The sequence below is a fragment of the Streptomyces sp. NPDC047917 genome (genome assembly GCF_043204345.1).
GTDB classification, from domain to species: domain Bacteria; phylum Actinomycetota; class Actinomycetes; order Streptomycetales; family Streptomycetaceae; genus Streptomyces; species Streptomyces sanglieri.
In genome coordinates this window covers 417,446-432,377 of sequence record NZ_JBIDCA010000007.1, presented here as the reverse complement: position 1 = coordinate 432,377, position 14,932 = coordinate 417,446, and the positions used below count along the sequence as shown (strand labels likewise).

Here is a 14,932-nt window from a genome sequence, read left to right as displayed (position 1 = left end):
GGTCGCTCACGGCGCGCGGGTCGGGCCCCGCGAGACGCGCAGCAGGGGGTTCTGGGTCCACCCCTGCGGGGGTGCTGGACCGCTGGTGGGCCGAACAGGCCGTTCATAGCGTGGTGTTCATGAGGGATGACAGGAACGAAGAACGAAAATATGCCACCCGGCGGACGGCGCTGCGTGGGCTGGGACTCGCGGTGGGGGGCATGGCCCTGGCCACCGGGCTCGGAACCTCGCCGGCCGCGGCGGCCCCGCGTCGCGGGCTCGCGACCTACGTACTGGTGCACGGTACCCACAGCGCCGGCGCGTTCTGGATGCCGATCGCGCGGGAGCTGGTGCTGCGCGGCCACCGCGTCGTCATGGTGGACCAGCCGCGGCACGGAGCGGAGGCCTTCGTGGCGGAGTCGTACCAGTGGCAGGACCTCACAGCGATGGCGGTCGAGCCCTCCCCGCTGAAGGGCCTCGGGCTGGACGACTACGAGGCGCGCGTCACGGGCATCGTGCGGCAGGCCGCACGCAACGGCCCGGTGGTGCTGGTCGGGCACAGCCTGGGCGGCGTGTCGGTCAGCCGTGTCGGCGAAGCCGTCCCGCACCTGCTTCACCACATCTGCTACATGGCGGCCTTCTGTCCCAGCCGCGTCCTGCCCACGGCGGACGCCTGCACGGCGGCACCCGAGAACGCGAACGCCGTCAGCCCGGTGGAGCTGACGGTGGGTGACCCGGACCGGCTCGGGGTATTGCGGCTGAACTTCCGTACGGGTGTCAGCGCCGAGTTGGCCCTCCTGAAGGAGATGATCTGCGCGGACTACCCCGACGCCGACTTCCGCCGGATACTGGCCGGCATGCAGACCGACGAGCCCGTCGCCGCCTATGCGGGCCGAGCGGTCGGCCGGGCCGGCAACTGGGGACGCATTCCCCGCACGTACCTGCGTTTCGGCAGGGACCGTACGATCGCCACCGCGCTCCAGGACAGAATGATCGCGGAGGCCGACGCGTCCACACCCGGCAACAGCTTCCGCGTGCACGACTTCCCCGGGGCGTCACACGTCGGCCCTCTGGATCCCACCCCGGTTGCGGACGTCCTGGACACGCTCGCAAGGTAGGGGAGCCAGGTTCTGTCCGCAGATCATGTGGCCTTCTGATTGATCGCTCGTTGGCCCGGTCCTGCGTCGCGGGGATCAGGAGAGCCGATGTCTTCCACGGCACAGTCAGCGCGGCCGCGATCCGACTACGGCTCCGACCATGATCCGCCGGACAGGACCTGCTCGTTGACGCAGACGTTGCCCGCAGACGGGTCGAGCACTCCGACGACGGATTCGCCTGGTCGCAACTCACGGCGGCTGCGTCCACCGCGAAGGTGATGCAGCGGTTCGGCTTCGCGCCCGGGATCGGCTGCGCGGTCCGGGACTCCACCCGGTCGGCACCCGGTGACACCCGGTTGGTGTTGGCCGGCACCGAGGCGGCCGCCCCGACCGTCCCGGGCCTGGCTGCCCCGCCGGCGCCGTGCTTGACCGGCGCAAGCTGCCGGCCGGGCGGATCGGGGAACCGCTGGAGGGCCACCCTCTTCCGAAGGTCCTGGCACCGATGCCGGGCGCCGGTGTCAGGACCGGGGCGATGCCCCGCGACGGAACCTTCTACGAACCGCGGCCGGCCGGCTCCTGACCGCTGTCCCGGTCAGGCGTCACTGCGACGAGGTGTCGGGGCCCGCTTCCAGCACAGCCTGCAGCTCCGCGAAGCGCCGGTCCTGCGAGGTTCCCGCGGCCAGCTCGCTCAGCGCATAGGCCGTGGTCTTGAAGCCGTCTGCGTGATAGAACTCCGCGCCCCACGAGCCAAGCCGCACCGAGGCCACCTCGTCCAGCCCCAGGCGGTCGGTCCCCCACGGGTTGACCGCCACGATCCCGTCAGGGCCGACCTCAAGCCGGACCCTGAGGATCGCCCACCAGAAGAACAGCCCGACGCCGACTGCCAGCCCCGTCCACAGCCCGGCCGGCCGTGCCGTCTCCGCTCCCGGAGAGGCGACCCACCCGGCCCAGCGGAAGAGCGCCGTCGCCCCGACAACGGCCGGGATCGCAAAGCCCGCCACGCGAGCCGACCCACCCACCCGCCACACCGACACCGAGTCCCCTCCCTCGTCATCCATGCCCGCATTGTGCGCCACACAGCTTGACCAAACGCATAGGAGCGCCCCCCGATCACCAGGCCGGTGCCGACCGGGGTCGGCACGATCCCGAGAACCCCGAACGCCTCCGGCACCGCCGGCACAGCGAGGCTCTGCCGCACCCACCCGAGCACCCCGGAGGCCGGAACCACCGTCCGTCCGGCACCTGCACGTCGTACGGCCCGGTTGCCGGGTTCACTTCGCCGCACGTCACACACGGTTCGTCGGCCGGCTCACCGTGACCCGAACAAGGTGACTTCTGCACCGGGCCGTCGAGCGCGGCCACCGGTTCGAGGCCTCCGCTTCGGCTTCGAGGCCCTCCGCCTCGGCCACGCCCCAGGAGGCCCCCATCCGCGTACAGCTCCGGGCGACCGTCCCCGCCATCCGCGTACAGCTATCCGCGTACAGCTTCGGGCGACCGTCTCCACGGCCTCACACCGCGCGAGCTCATCCGCGCCCACCACCGCCCCGGGCCACGCCCCGTCGCACAGAAATCCGCATGAGTTAGGCTCGCCGGGGCACAGCGAGGGCATCGATCGGGCTCAGGTATCGGCCCGCTGGGCCGGAATGTGAGGCCGCCCGTGCGGGACTACTTGCTCATGCTGTTCGTCACGGCGGCCGTGACCCATGTCCTGACCGGCCCCGTACGGAAGTTCGCCATCACCATCGGGGTGGTCCCCGAGGTCCGGGCGCGCGACGTCCACCGCGAGCCCACTCCGCGTCTGGGCGGCATGGCCATGTTCGGTGGGCTGCTGGCCGGGCTGCTGGTCGCCTCCCATCTGCCGCACCTGGAAGAGATCTTCACCGAGAGCTCGACGCCACGGGCGTTGCTGTCCGGCGCGGCACTGATCTGTCTGCTCGGTGTGCTCGACGACAAATGGGGCGTCGACGCGCTGGTCAAGCTCGGCGGGCAGGTGCTCGCCGCCGGGGTGATGGTGTTCCAGGGGCTGACGATCCTCTGGCTCCCGGTGCCGGGCACCGACGGGATCTACCTCTCCGACTGGCAGGGCACGCTGCTGACCGTGGGACTGATCGTCGTCTCCATCAACGCGGTCAACTTCGTCGACGGGCTCGACGGGCTGGCCGCCGGCACGGTGGGCATCGCGGCGTCGGCGTTCTTCCTGTACGCGTACCGGCTCTGGTACGGCTACGGGATCGAGGCCGCCGCGTCCACCACGCTGATCTCGGCGATCCTGGCGGGCATGTGCCTGGGTTTCCTGGTCCACAACTCCCACCCGGCCCGGATCTTCATGGGTGACTCGGGCTCGATGCTGCTCGGTCTGCTCATCGCCGGGTGCGCGGTCTCGGTGACGGGCGAGGTCGACCCGAGCCTCCTCAACCAGTCGATGGACGGCAGGTCCGGTTCGGCCGCGATGGTGCCGGTCTACATTCCGCTGCTGCTGCCGCTGTCCGTCATCGCGCTGCCGGTCGCGGACCTGGTCCTGGCCGTCATCAGGCGTACCTGGAACGGAATGTCCCCCTTCGCCGCCGACAAGGGCCACCTCCACCACCGTCTGCTCCAGCTCGGCCACTCGCACCGCCGGGCCGTGCTCCTCATGTACTTCTGGTCGGCGCTGTTCTCGTTCGGGATCGTGGCCTATTCGGCTCGGGGCGCCAAGTCCTGGATGCTCTTCGGCGTCGCGTTCGTCTGCGCGGTGGGCCTGGTCCTGCTGCTCCAGCCCCGCTACGCGTCCGGCCTCACCCGCCGTCTGCTGCCGCGCCGGTCCGGGGGCCGGGTGGTCGCCTCCGGCGGCAGGCGCGCCGAGGCCGACGAGGAACGCCGGGTACCGACCGGGTGACCGGGTGACCGGGTGACGGGGTGACCGGGTGACGGGGTGACCGGGTGACGGGGTGACCGGGTGACGGGGTGACCGGGTGACGGGGTGACCGGGTGACGGGTTGGCCGGGTGACGGGTTGGCCGGGTGGGCGAAACCCCCTGGCGGGCGGGGCACTCGGCGGCGAGCATGGGGCGCATGAATGACCAACCCGCACGATGGACCCGGGCCACTGTCTACCCCGACATGTGGGCCGACCCGGCCGACGACCCCCGCAACAGTGAGGGAACCGGTCCGGACGGTGAGCTCGCGACGCTCCAGGGCTTCCTGACGGACTACCGCCTGACCCTGCGGATGAAGTGCGAGGGCCTGGACGCGGAGCAACTGGCCCGTCGTTCGGTCCCGCCGTCGACGATGTCGCTGCTCGGCCTGGTCCGGCACCTCGCCATGGTGGAACGGGACTGGCGCAACTGGATCAGCGAGGACGAGCCGCTGCCGAGGCTGTACGGCAGGCGTGACGCGGACTTCGACGGAGCAGTCGCCGATCAGGCCCTGGTCGATGCCGCGTACGCCGACCTGGAGCGCGAGCAGGCGGCGACCGACGCCGCGCTGGCCGAGCACCCGGACCTGGGCACGCGTCTCGGGAAGGACCGGACCTCGGTCCGGGAGCTGATGGTGCACCGGGTCGAGGAGTACGCCCGCCACTGCGGCCACGCCGACCTGCTTCGCGAGTGCGTCGACGGACGAGTGGGCCAGTGACGCACCCGGGACTCCCGCGGTGGACAGGGCGCGAGCCCGGTCCGTCGACCTGAGTCGCTGTTCCGGACGCGAGCCCGGCCCGTCGACCTAAGTCGCTGTTCCGGACGCGCGGTTCATCCCTTGGTCGCGCGCCCGGAGACTTTCGGCGGACGCCCGCAACCGCACCCGCTCGGCAGACTGGCGGCGACACGTGAACCGCCGACCATCCGGGGAGTCAGAGTGCATCGTGACGTACGCAGTGAGGGAATCAGCCGGGCGAGGTTCCTGGCCGGGGCGGGGGCGATCGGGGCCGCGGCGGCCGCCGGACCGCTGCTGACCGGCGCCCCCGCCTCGGCGGCCACGGCCGGCCGGCGGGGCGGGCGCGGGAACCACAAGGGGCTGACGCACCGAGGGGTCTGCTACACGATCAGCGCGGGCGAGACCCCCGGCACCGCGTGGAGCACCGCCCGGATGCGCAAGGACCTCCGCGCCATCAAGAACGACATGCACGCCACGTCGATCGAGGTGACGGGCGACGGCGTCGACCGCCTCAACGCCACCGCGTCCGAGGCCGCCGAGCTCGGTCTGCACATCTGGCTCCAGCCGACCCTGGGCGACCGCCCCCCGTCGGAGATCCTCGACCACCTCGCGGAGACCGGGCGGCACCTGGAGCGGCTCCGCCGCCAGGGCGCGCGGGCCGACCTGAGCGTGGGGTGCGAGTTCTGGCTGTTCGTGCCGGGCATCGTGCCCGGCGCCGACGCCCAGGAGCGGATCCGCAACCTGATGGAGGGCAACTTCGACCCGGAGCAGATGATGCGCCGCCTGTCCGCGTTCACGGCACGGGCCGCCGCGGTCGGACGGTCGGTCTTCGGCGGCAACCTGTCGTACGCGGCCGCCCAGGACGACGAGGTCGACTGGAACCTCTTCGACATCGTGGGCATCGACTACTACTCGTACTTCCCCGACCGCGCGGACTATGTGCGCGAGCTGCGCTCGTACCTGCGCTGGGGCAAGCCGCTGGCGATCACCGAGTTCGGCACGTGCACGTACGCGGGGGCGCCCGAGCAGGGCGGCATGGGGTGGGACACCATCGACTACACCAAGCAACCGCCGGAGATCAAGGGCGACCTGGTCCGCAGCGAGCGGACCCAGGCCGCCTATCTCACCGAACTCCTCGGCGTCTTCGAGGAGATGGGCCTGTACGCCGCGATGGCCTTCGAGTTCGTCACCGCCGACGCCCCGCACTCCCCCGTCCCGCGCTACGACCTGGACATGGCGAGCTACGCGGTCGTGAAGCCGATCAAGGACCGGTTCGACGACCCGCGGTCCGACTGGCACTGGGAGCCGAAGCAGGCCTTCCACGCGCTGGCGCGGTGCTATGGGCGGGCGGGGCGCCGCTGAGGGTTGTCGGCGGGAGGGACGACCTGGCGGCGGGTCACGTCCGGGAAGAGGGAGCGCTCTTCGCGGACCAGAAATCCGACTTGACGTCAGGGAAAGGAATATCCCTTCCGGCATAGTTCGGTCCGACTGTCTCCGTCTTCGGCGGAGACACCTTCGAAGCATTTACGCAGGGTGTCGCAACTTCAAAGAAAGCTTGCCCGTTGCCGCCAATGAGAACGCGCACATTGAATCCGTCCGGCGTTCTGTAGTACATCGCCGGACTCTTCGATTTATTCACGGCAAGCTGCTCGTATCCCTGACTCTTCCAGTAGCGCTCGATCACACCCAGGAAGCTCCCCCGACGTTCCTCAGAGACAATCGTCATGACCGCCCGGCTCCTTTGTACGTCACACCCCCCCTCGATCGACTCATCATGCGTCCAGTGCACTGCCGGCTTGATTGCAGCGAATGTACCGTCGAGGATTTCATCCGCACGCATCGCCGCCTCCTGCATGTCCATCTTCGTCTCCCGTCCAGTCGAGTCTCCTGATTTTCCGCATCCGGTCAGGAGCAGCACTCCAGCGGCCAGCACCGCGGCTCCCGAAATTCTCATCGAGGCGTCTCCAAGGTGATCCTGTCAGGATTACCAACTACGATATTGGCAATATTGTCAGCCGAGATCTGATCTTTCGCACGGTTAAAATAATTCGAATGCGCCGACATTTTAAAGTGGTCCTCCAAGACGGTTTCCCCATCCTTCACCACAAACCGTGTTGCACCGAAATCCTCACTTGCAGGGTCGGTGCCGAACCAACGTTCGCTAGGATCGGATTGTGCATCTTGGGCGTTGTAGCCGGCGATACCTCCGACGATGGCTCCGGCACCGCCACCGATGAGCGCTCCCGGCGGGCCGGCCATGCCGGCTCCCAGAACAAATCCTGTCGACCCTCCGCCGACCACTCCGGAAGCCATTCCTGAGGCTTCCGCGCGGTTCGGGAGTTTGGTGACAATGTCATTTTCGGCTGCGCCCACGAACACGTGACCCTTACCCACGTTGAGGTCCTGAGCGTTGTCCGCGCCGGTGCCGGGGCTTCCGACCAGGATGATGTCATCGGCGCCGGGAATGCCACCTTTCTCCTGAGCAGCGAGCCCGACCGTGAGGGATCCGTAGGAGTGTCCAATGGCGGTGACGTGCGGGTCGCCGCCCTCGTGCGTTGCGGAGATCCCCGCCATGAACGCGTTGTAGTCAGGGGCTCCCGCCTCGGCATCGTTCGTGAACATCACGCTCTTGCCGCAGCTTCGGCTCCAGAGAACCGCACTCCGCACGGACACGACCGAGGCGTTCGTCCCACGAGGTGAGAACGGACTTGAGTGCCCCGAGGCTGGACAGCCCGGCCAGACCGCCGGAAGTGCCGTCATGAGCCTTGCGCAGCTCGGCCTTCGCAGTGATCGTGCCGGTCTGGAGGCCATCCGCCGTGCCGGCCGCCTTCGTCCACGGGCCGCCCTTGTGCCTGAGCGTTCCGGCACCGCCACCGCCGCCGCCACCGGACGGATCGGCGTGGCCGCCCTCCCCCGGAAGGCTGTTGAGCTGTAATCGAGCGGTGTGCCGCTCGGCCACCTGAGCCTTCGCCTGTTCCCACTCGTCCCACGCCATGCACACGCCTTCCCCCGCGACCCGGGCCACCGCCCGGGTGAAATCTCCGGCCGTGTCTGCTGTACTCGCCGGAGGTGGTCGCCACAGAGGCTACGACGAGGCGCCCGGCGCCACGTCCGTACGGTCACCCACACGGGCCCTGAGTATCCGTACCTACCCGTCACGGCCACGGGGCGCCGCTGACGGGGGCATCGTGTTCATCGGCCCTCACACCAGGGGTTGTTGAGGCTTCCGCAGAATATTGAACAATGATTCAATCCTTGCTGAGTCGGTTGGAGCGCCACCCAGGAGTCGCGGCAGGGCCGCGCTTCGTCGCGCCACGGCCGCGACGGAATATGGAGAGTCCTGCAGTGAACCTGACGTGGATGCTGGAGAAGTCGGCTCGCACCTCCGGCGCGAAGCCCGCCGTGGTCTCCGACCTGGGCTCGATGACCTACGCCGAGCTGCTCTCGGCCTCGAAGCGCGCGGCTGGCGTACTGCGTGACCGGGGTGTGCGGCCGGGCGACCGGGTGGGCGTGATGATGTACAACACTCCCGCCTTCGCCGTGGCTGCGTTCGGCATCTGGCGGGCCGGTGCGGCGCTGGTGCCCATCAACCACAAGCTCACCGCGCACGAGGTGGCGTACGTCGTCGGGCACGCGAGGCTGCGCCTGACGATCGTGGCGGAGGAACTGGCCGGACGCGTGGGCGAGGCGTCCCCCGATGTGGTCGCTCTCACCACGAACGACACCGGCGGCGGCGAGTTCGACCTGTGTGTCGCGCAGGCACAGGAGTGGCACGGCGTGGAGGTCGGGCCCGACGACGTCGCACAGGTGCTCTACACCTCCGGAACGACCAGTGCGCCCAAGGGGTGTCTCCACTCGCACCGCGGCCTGTCCAGTGTGCCCGCGTACACCACCGCGGCCACGGGGCTGCGCCGGGACGACCGGTTCCTCATCGCGATGCCGATCTGGCACGCGGCGCCCCTGAACAACTGGTTCCTGTCCATGATCTACCTGGGCGGCACCGTGGTCCTGCTCAAGGAGTACCAGCCCGTCGCCTTCCTCGAAGCCGTCCAGAAGCACCGGGCCACGGCGTTCTTCGGCGCCCCCATCGCCTACCTCGCCCCGCTGAAGACACTGGAGGCGGCGGGACGCGACCTGTCCGGCTTCGATCTGTCGAGCGTGCGGCTGTGGGCCTACGGCGGTGCGCCGCTGGGAGCGCGGACCGTACGGATGCTCCAGGACGCCTACGGATCCGACCGCTTCTACCAGGTGTACGGGATGACCGAGATGGGCCCGGTCGGCTCCGCCCTCTACCCCGAGGAGCAGGTCACCAAGGCCGGGTCGATCGGTGCGGGGGGAATGCCCGGCGTGGACATCCGTGTGGTCGGGGCCGACGGCTCCGACGCCCGCGCCGGCCAGACCGGGGAGCTGTGGCTGCGCTCGGGCACGCGGATGATCGGCTACCTTGACGACCCGTCGGCGACGGAGCGCGCGTTCGACGGCGACTGGTACAGGTCCGGGGATCTGGCACGCGTCGACGAGGACGGTTACCTGTTCATCGTCGACCGGCTCAAGGATGTCGTCATCACCGGTGGCGAGAACGTCTTCTCCCCCGAGGTGGAGGAGGCACTGCGCCAGCATCCAGCGGTCCAGGATTGCGCCGTCATCGGCCGGCCGCACGAGGAGTGGGGAGAGACCGTCGTGGCCGTCGTGGAGGCGAACGCGGCCGTGACGCTTGAGGAGTTGCGCCGGTTCCTCGCCACGACACTGGCCAAGTACAAGATCCCCCGGGAACTGGTGGTGCTGCCGTCCCTTCCCCGTACTCCCTCCGGCAAGGTGATGAAGCACGTCCTGCGTGAGCAGGCGCTGCCGGGTGAGCGCTGACCCACACGGGCGAACAGGGGGCGGCCCCTGACGCGAGGACGGGTGTCTTCTCGCCAGGGGCCGGGGGACGACGGTGGGCAACCGTCGGTCGTCGGTCGCCCTGCGCCGGGAGGCGGCGGCGGTGGGCAACCGTCCGCCATCACGGTCGGTCCGCCTGCGCCGGGGGCGGCGGTGGGCAGCCGTCCCCCCGCCTCCGTCAGTCCTCCTGCGCCGGGCGCTCGCCCGCCGTCACGATCGTCCCTTGCGCCACGGCGACCAGGCGCTCGTCCCCCTCCGGGGACGCGACGTAGATGGAGCACTGGCACACGGCCTGCCGCCGGGTGGTGGCCGTTGCCTGCGCGCGGGCGATGACGGTGTCACCGACCGCCGGCTTGATGTAGTTGATCTTGTACTCGGCGGTGAGCGCATCGCCTCCCAGGGCGAGCCCTCCCGCGAACGTCAGCGCGTTGTCCGCCAGGTAGCTGAGGACGCCTCCGTGCACGAAGCCGTGCTGCTGCTGGATCTCGGGCCGGTTGGCGATGCGGATCTCGGCCGAGCCGGGCCCCACCGAGGTGAGTTCGGCGCCCAGGAACATGCTGAAGGGCTGGGCCTTGAAGATGCCGTGCGCGAAGTCGCTGAGGTCCGTGGTCATGAGTGCCGTCCTGTCGTCGCGCGGGTGGTGGCCGAAGTGCCGGCGGTCTCGCCCGGACCGGCGAGCCGCTCGTCTATGTTGTTCTGGAATATCGAGAGCAGGCCCTCCGCGAGGCCCAGGACGTGGTGATCGCTGCCGCCGTGGAGGAGGTGGCGCTGCACGTCCTCGGCGATGGCGAAGTCCTCCTGGTCGAACACGGTGTCGTTGGTGAACCGGAACCGCTTCTCCAGGGAACTCTGCCCGGCGGAACCGGCGAAGTCCTCGGCCCGGTAGAGCATCTCGTGCGTCCAGATCGTCCGGTCGGGGCTCAACGGCCAGAACGTGTTGATGGACACGTAGTCGGGATGCAGGATGAAGAAGGTGTTGGGGAAGAGCGTGTAGTACACGGAGGCGTAGTCGAGGATGCGCCACTCCTCCTCCGGCTTGAGGGCGCACTCGCCGATGTTGGTGCGCGCCGCGGACAGCCGGATGTGCGGCCCGTCGCTGTCGTGGGCGATCACGCCCCTCTTGAAGGCGGCCGCGAGCGTCTCCCGGTGGAGGTAGGGGACGTGGTAGCCCTCCAGGTACGTCTTGATCAGCAGCTTCCAGTTGGCTTCCTTGACGACCTTCGTCTTCTTGTACTGGATCAGCGAGGCCACGTCGAAGTTCACGAGGTCCTCGAAGAACGTCCCCAGGAAGCCGGGGATGTCGAGCTCCGCCCCGGGCGTCCGGCCCACCCAGACCAGGCCTCCCGCCTCCGTGGCCGGCAGCTCCACCAGCCCGTAGTCGCACGGGTTCACGCCCGGGAAGTCGTGTGCCCGGGTGATGCCCTTCAGGGCGCCGTCGAGCCCGTAGACCCAGCCGTGGAAGGGGCAGACGAAGTTCTTCACCGTGCCGGCGGGCGCCTCGGCTATCCGGGCACCGCGATGACGGCACTGGTTGTAGAAGGCGCGGACCCGGCCGTCCTCACCCCTGACCACGAAGTACGGGAACTGGTCCCAGTCACTGGTCAGATAGGCCCCGGGTTCGGCCAGCGTCGACGCGTGACCGGCGATCAGCGGGTACTGGGAGAAGGCCGAGGCGATCTCCTGCTCCAGGAGCCCCTCGTCCGTGTACTTGGTGACCGGAAGTCTGACGACCTCATCGAGCATCTTCTCGTCGCGGCGCGTCTCGCGCAGCGCGAGAAGGCGCTTGAGCATGTCTACCTGTTCCCCGTGTTGCATCTGTCCCCCACGTCCAGATCAAGCCATGAACCATTGTTCAATTTATGGTACGGGCGATGCAGGAGTCGGGCAACGATCCTCCGCAGCAGGTGCGGACGGTCCGTCCGGCGTGTAACCCAGCGCCCTGAAGCAGAAGTTGCGAATTTCTGCCACCAACTGCACATCCGGAAGATCCGTCCCCGTCCCGCCGGAGACGACCGGCGAGAGCCGCCCGATCAGCGCTTCGGCGATGGCACCGATCGCCGCCGAGGCAGCGACGTAGGCGTTCTGCTGTGCGAACAGCTTCGCCGCGACACCTTCGCCGATGACGCTCTCCCCCAGCGTGACGTACTCCCGCCGGTAGCGGAGCCGTTCCGCCTCGACCAACGGGGAGACCGGCTCGAAGAGCAATGACCAGGCCAGCCGGCGCCCCAGCAGGGCTCGCTGCGTGAAGGTACTGATGAGCGCGTCCAGACGCGCCGGCGCTGCGGCAGGGGCTTCGGACACCGCGGCGCGCACAGCGGCCAGTTCACGGTCGGCAGCACGCCGGAAGACCCGGGCGAGCAGTTCGTCCCGGCTGCCGAAGTACGAGTAGAGGGAGCCCGCACTCGCTCCGCACGCACCGGCCACCGCGGTCACTTTCGCCCCGGCGAAGCCGTGGCGGGCCACCAGGTCGTGCGCCGCGCGCAGGAACGCCTCCTCCTTCTCCTGGGCATTGCGCCTCGTACGTTCCGTATGCCGATACACCATCGTTGCAGCCCCGGGCCTTCCCATGTCCTGGTCGAAGACCACTCAGTCAACCAGGATCACGGACCCCCACCGCGCCGGTGACGTCGATCAGGGGAACGGAAGGTCGACCGGGCCCGGGGCGGCCGGGCGGCGGGGCGGCCGGGCGGCCGGGGAGAAGGATCAGGCCCGCGGGGCCACCTTCGACAGCCCGTTGATGATGCGGTCCATCGCGTCGCCGCCCGTGGGGTCGGTGAGGTTGGCGAGCATCTTCAGGCGGATACCCAGCCGAAGCGTCTCCTGCGATACCGCGAACACCTCGGCTCTGTACTTCACTCGGCACCCACTGCGGCGAGGCCCAAAGCCGCCTGCCGCAGTTTCGAGTCGAACCGCGGTCCCTTGCAGGCATCAGTGCGCGGTGGAGAGGTCGGTTCCTTCGGGGGCTCTGTAGCAGCGAGAGCCGACATCGATACTGATCAGCTGCTTCAGGTCGCCGGACCTGTTCTTGGCCCACTCGATCGTCACGGTGTGATGGCTCTTGGTGTCTACAGCCACAATCTCAGGATTCTTCGCGATCGACTTCGTCTCACCGTCCCTCGTGATCTTCCAGCCCATTCTGGGAAGTTCATCCCGCAGGTTTTGCATAGCCTCTTCGAACGTCCCCTTCTTGAGGTCGTAGATCGACCAGGGGTGAGCCACCGTGTAGTAGTTCTTCATGTCGGGATCTACGGCTTCGCACTGAGCGATCATGGCTCCCGACCCCTCGGTCCTACCCTTGACGTTCATCGCGTCGAGCAGCCTGCTGGAAATGTCGTTCACCTCCTGCTCCGCCGCCTCGACGTCCAGCACCTGGGGCTCGTATCCGAGCTTCTCGTTGTCAGTCTTCACGGATGAACAACCTGCCAGAGGGAGAGCTAGGGCAACTGCACACAGGAGCAGAGGAAACCGTCGAAACTGCGACAGCGACGTCGATCGAGCGTTAGTCAAGGGTCACGCTTCCGTAGTCGCCGACAATGACACGTGCCTGATTCTTCAGGCTGACCGACGGCTTCGAGCCGTCGTCGCTGCCGTTCCAGTACGCACCATGGTCAGCAGCGTCCGATTGCATAATATTCGCACCGAAATCGGGATCTGTCGGAATAGTCCAGTTATCCCCGAGTCCGATAACTTTTCCTCCACCCGTCACGAAGTTGTCGCTGCCGCCACCCTGCTCCGCCCACATGTGGCCGTGCTTGATGCCAAGATCCGCGGCGCGGTCGGCTTGCATACCCGGACTACCAACGGCGACCACGTCATCAGCAGCCAAGGGACCGTCGTGAAAGGTACCGGACTTGGCGGCGTCACCGATGACGGTGCTCCCGTAGCTGTGCCCGATCAGCGTCGTGTGCCCGGGGGTGCCTGTTCCGGATTCACCCTGGTGCGCGACGCGGTTCCCGTCCATGAATCCTCGCAAGGTCGGCCCGGCTTTCTCGGCGTACTGATCGTGCATCGCTTCAGGAATGGCGTCGCCCTTGTCGCCCGGGAAGGCGGACCGTGGGGCGTCGTAGTCGAACCAAGTAATTGTCGAAATCTTCTGTCCGGGGGCGAGCTTGTCACTCGTCGCCCACAGAATGTCGCCGCGGTGGAGGTCTTTGCCGATGTTTTCAAGATTCGAGCCGGTTCCGGGGACGTAAACGCCTGTGTGGTCAGCGGTGTCCGGATTCCCGTTTGCCAGGATGACCTTGCCGTCTCCCTTGCCGACAGGGTCGAATCCGAGCAGGTAGGCCTCGGGCAGCCCGTTCTCGCCCGTTCTGTCGAAACGCCCCTGGATGGCAGTCATACCCCGCATAACGCCCTGCAGTTCAGACTTCCGATCACCATATTTCTCGTTCCACGCCCTCCACTCGTCGGAGTGCACTTCGAAGGGGCCGTTGATGGTGTTGATCGTCTTGAACTTCTTGGCCGGCTCAGCAGGGATGGAGTCGAGATCCATTTGATACTTGGCCCTGGTCTCGGAGAAGAGCGTACGATTCGCCTCGTCACGCACCTCTGCCGGAAGGCCGTCGAGAGCACCGACTACGTCGGGGTGGAGCGAGAGATACGCTTCACGTTCCTGCGGACTGAGGTCCTTCCACCATTGGGCGTTGTCCTCTGAATTTCCCTCCTCGGGCGGATGCTTGATGCTGCCGAAGTAGTTCTCAGCGGCCTTGCTCGCACCGCCCATGTCCGACTTTGCGTCGACCCAATCGCGGGCCGAAACCGTCAGGTCGTCGTCAGCTTTCAACGCACGCAGCTTAGGGGCCCACTTCTCGTCTGCCTCGGTGGCTTCCTTGAGTGCCGCGGCAATGCGGTCCGCGCATTCCTGCGCGGCTCGGTGATGAGGATTGGGGTCGAGGTTCGCGGCCTGGCGCCCCACTCCCCTCGCACTGGAATCCGTCAGCCCACTCGCAGTACCGCCCGCGGGGACCTTGCCGTCGACTTCGGCTCCGCCGGCCGGGTAGCTGACCGAGCCGTCCGGGTTGACCGTGCACTTCGCAGCCCCCGCATCAGCAACTGCGGCGTCCAGTTTCTTCTTGGCCACCTCGATGTCGTAGATGAATCCGTTGAGCGCGGTGCTGATCAGACCGCACTCCGTCTGGACATAGTGGAAGTTGTCGGACAACGCCTTGAGTGCGCCCTGCGCAGAGCCGGCAGCTTCTCCCTCAAGGGCCTTGCGCATGCCGGCGGCCACACGGTTGTCGATGTCGTCCTTCGAGGTGCTGGCACTGTCGCTCAACGACCGGTAGCCATCGGCGGCCTCCGTGAACTCGGACAACTTGAGTGCGCTGAGAGTCGCGTAGTTCATGG

At 68.0% G+C, this 14,932-nt stretch carries 15 protein-coding genes; 5 read left to right on the top strand and 10 right to left on the bottom strand.

Annotated features, from left to right (window positions below):
* Nucleotides 1-113 precede the first annotated feature (113 nt).
* Nucleotides 114-1,097 carry an alpha/beta hydrolase gene (locus ACGF8B_RS19840; RefSeq protein WP_392740007.1) on the top strand — a complete coding sequence of 328 codons (984 nt, stop codon included), beginning with the start codon at nt 114-116 and terminating at the stop codon, nt 1,095-1,097.
* Between the two features lie 578 nt (nt 1,098-1,675).
* Here ACGF8B_RS19840 and ACGF8B_RS19835 read toward each other — a convergent pair.
* A complete protein-coding gene (locus ACGF8B_RS19835; RefSeq protein ID WP_392740004.1) occupies nt 1,676-2,134 on the bottom strand; it encodes a PH domain-containing protein in 459 nt (152 codons plus the stop codon).
* Between the two features lie 599 nt (nt 2,135-2,733).
* Between ACGF8B_RS19835 and ACGF8B_RS19830 the strand changes: the two genes are divergently transcribed.
* The 3 genes from ACGF8B_RS19830 to ACGF8B_RS19820 all read left to right on the top strand — a co-directional run bounded on the left by ACGF8B_RS19830 (nt 2,734) and on the right by ACGF8B_RS19820 (nt 6,067).
* Complete coding sequence (locus ACGF8B_RS19830; RefSeq protein WP_392740002.1) at nt 2,734-3,951, top strand: MraY family glycosyltransferase; 1,218 nt, start codon at nt 2,734-2,736, stop codon at nt 3,949-3,951.
* Nucleotides 3,952-4,126: 175 nt separating this feature from the next.
* Entirely contained in the window at nt 4,127-4,687 is a 561-nt protein-coding gene (locus ACGF8B_RS19825; RefSeq protein WP_392739999.1) for a DinB family protein, read from the top strand.
* A gap of 219 nt (nt 4,688-4,906) precedes the next feature.
* Nucleotides 4,907-6,067, top strand: a complete 1,161-nt coding sequence (locus ACGF8B_RS19820) for an abortive phage infection protein (RefSeq protein WP_392739997.1) — start codon at nt 4,907-4,909, stop codon at nt 6,065-6,067.
* Between the two features lie 34 nt (nt 6,068-6,101).
* Here ACGF8B_RS19820 and ACGF8B_RS19815 read toward each other — a convergent pair whose 3' ends face one another.
* The 3 genes from ACGF8B_RS19815 to ACGF8B_RS19805 all read right to left on the bottom strand — a co-directional run bounded on the left by ACGF8B_RS19815 (nt 6,102) and on the right by ACGF8B_RS19805 (nt 7,700).
* Entirely contained in the window at nt 6,102-6,566 is a 465-nt protein-coding gene (locus ACGF8B_RS19815) for a hypothetical protein (RefSeq protein ID WP_392739995.1), read from the bottom strand.
* 89 nt (nt 6,567-6,655) lie between these two features.
* Entirely contained in the window at nt 6,656-7,327 is a 672-nt protein-coding gene (locus ACGF8B_RS19810) for an alpha/beta hydrolase (protein WP_392739993.1), read from the bottom strand.
* Entirely contained in the window at nt 7,293-7,700 is a 408-nt protein-coding gene (locus ACGF8B_RS19805; RefSeq protein WP_392739990.1) for an amino acid ABC transporter permease, read from the bottom strand. The genes ACGF8B_RS19810 and ACGF8B_RS19805 overlap by 35 nt, the downstream gene beginning before the upstream one ends.
* Before the next feature lie 350 nt (nt 7,701-8,050).
* On the opposite strand from ACGF8B_RS19805, the gene ACGF8B_RS19800 reads away from it, so the two are divergent.
* Nucleotides 8,051-9,568 (top strand): class I adenylate-forming enzyme family protein, encoded by a 1,518-nt coding sequence (locus tag ACGF8B_RS19800; RefSeq protein WP_392739987.1) that lies wholly within the window; start codon nt 8,051-8,053, stop codon nt 9,566-9,568.
* 196 nt (nt 9,569-9,764) lie between these two features.
* Here the strand turns inward: ACGF8B_RS19800 and ACGF8B_RS19795 are convergent, their stop codons facing one another.
* The 6 genes from ACGF8B_RS19795 to ACGF8B_RS19770 all read right to left on the bottom strand — a co-directional run bounded on the left by ACGF8B_RS19795 (nt 9,765) and on the right by ACGF8B_RS19770 (nt 14,930).
* On the bottom strand, nt 9,765-10,199 hold the full coding sequence (locus ACGF8B_RS19795; RefSeq protein ID WP_392739985.1) for a PaaI family thioesterase: 435 nt from the start codon (nt 10,197-10,199) through the stop codon (nt 9,765-9,767).
* Nucleotides 10,196-11,377, bottom strand: a complete 1,182-nt coding sequence (locus ACGF8B_RS19790) for an aromatic ring-hydroxylating dioxygenase subunit alpha (protein ID WP_392739982.1) — start codon at nt 11,375-11,377, stop codon at nt 10,196-10,198. The genes ACGF8B_RS19795 and ACGF8B_RS19790 overlap by 4 nt, the downstream gene beginning before the upstream one ends.
* Nucleotides 11,378-11,443: 66 nt before the next feature.
* On the bottom strand, nt 11,444-12,130 hold the full coding sequence (locus ACGF8B_RS19785; protein WP_392739979.1) for a TetR/AcrR family transcriptional regulator: 687 nt from the start codon (nt 12,128-12,130) through the stop codon (nt 11,444-11,446).
* 159 nt (nt 12,131-12,289) lie between these two features.
* A complete protein-coding gene (locus ACGF8B_RS19780; RefSeq protein WP_392740166.1) occupies nt 12,290-12,424 on the bottom strand; it encodes a hypothetical protein in 135 nt (44 codons plus the stop codon).
* A 90-nt stretch (nt 12,425-12,514) separates the two neighbouring features.
* Complete coding sequence (locus tag ACGF8B_RS19775; RefSeq protein ID WP_392739976.1) at nt 12,515-12,994, bottom strand: hypothetical protein; 480 nt, start codon at nt 12,992-12,994, stop codon at nt 12,515-12,517.
* A gap of 91 nt (nt 12,995-13,085) precedes the next feature.
* On the bottom strand, nt 13,086-14,930 hold the full coding sequence (locus ACGF8B_RS19770; RefSeq protein WP_392739973.1) for an alpha/beta hydrolase: 1,845 nt from the start codon (nt 14,928-14,930) through the stop codon (nt 13,086-13,088).
* Nucleotides 14,931-14,932 lie beyond the last annotated feature (2 nt).

Bases quoted from the DNA above. Each gene is read 5' to 3' on its own strand.
- ACGF8B_RS19835 (WP_392740004.1), bottom strand. From the start codon at position 2,134: ATGGATGACGAGGGAGGGGACTCGGTGTCGGTGTGGCGGGTGGGTGGG.
- ACGF8B_RS19825 (WP_392739999.1), top strand. From the start codon at position 4,127: ATGAATGACCAACCCGCACGATGGACCCGGGCCACTGTCTACCCCGAC.
- ACGF8B_RS19815 (WP_392739995.1), bottom strand. From the start codon at position 6,566: ATGGACATGCAGGAGGCGGCGATGCGTGCGGATGAAATCCTCGACGGT.
- ACGF8B_RS19810 (WP_392739993.1), bottom strand. From the start codon at position 7,327: ATGTTCACGAACGATGCCGAGGCGGGAGCCCCTGACTACAACGCGTTC.
- ACGF8B_RS19805 (WP_392739990.1), bottom strand. From the start codon at position 7,700: ATGGCGTGGGACGAGTGGGAACAGGCGAAGGCTCAGGTGGCCGAGCGG.
- ACGF8B_RS19795 (WP_392739985.1), bottom strand. From the start codon at position 10,199: ATGACCACGGACCTCAGCGACTTCGCGCACGGCATCTTCAAGGCCCAG.
- ACGF8B_RS19790 (WP_392739982.1), bottom strand. From the start codon at position 11,377: ATGCTCAAGCGCCTTCTCGCGCTGCGCGAGACGCGCCGCGACGAGAAG.
- ACGF8B_RS19785 (WP_392739979.1), bottom strand. From the start codon at position 12,130: ATGGTGTATCGGCATACGGAACGTACGAGGCGCAATGCCCAGGAGAAG.
- ACGF8B_RS19770 (WP_392739973.1), bottom strand. From the start codon at position 14,930: ATGAACTACGCGACTCTCAGCGCACTCAAGTTGTCCGAGTTCACGGAG.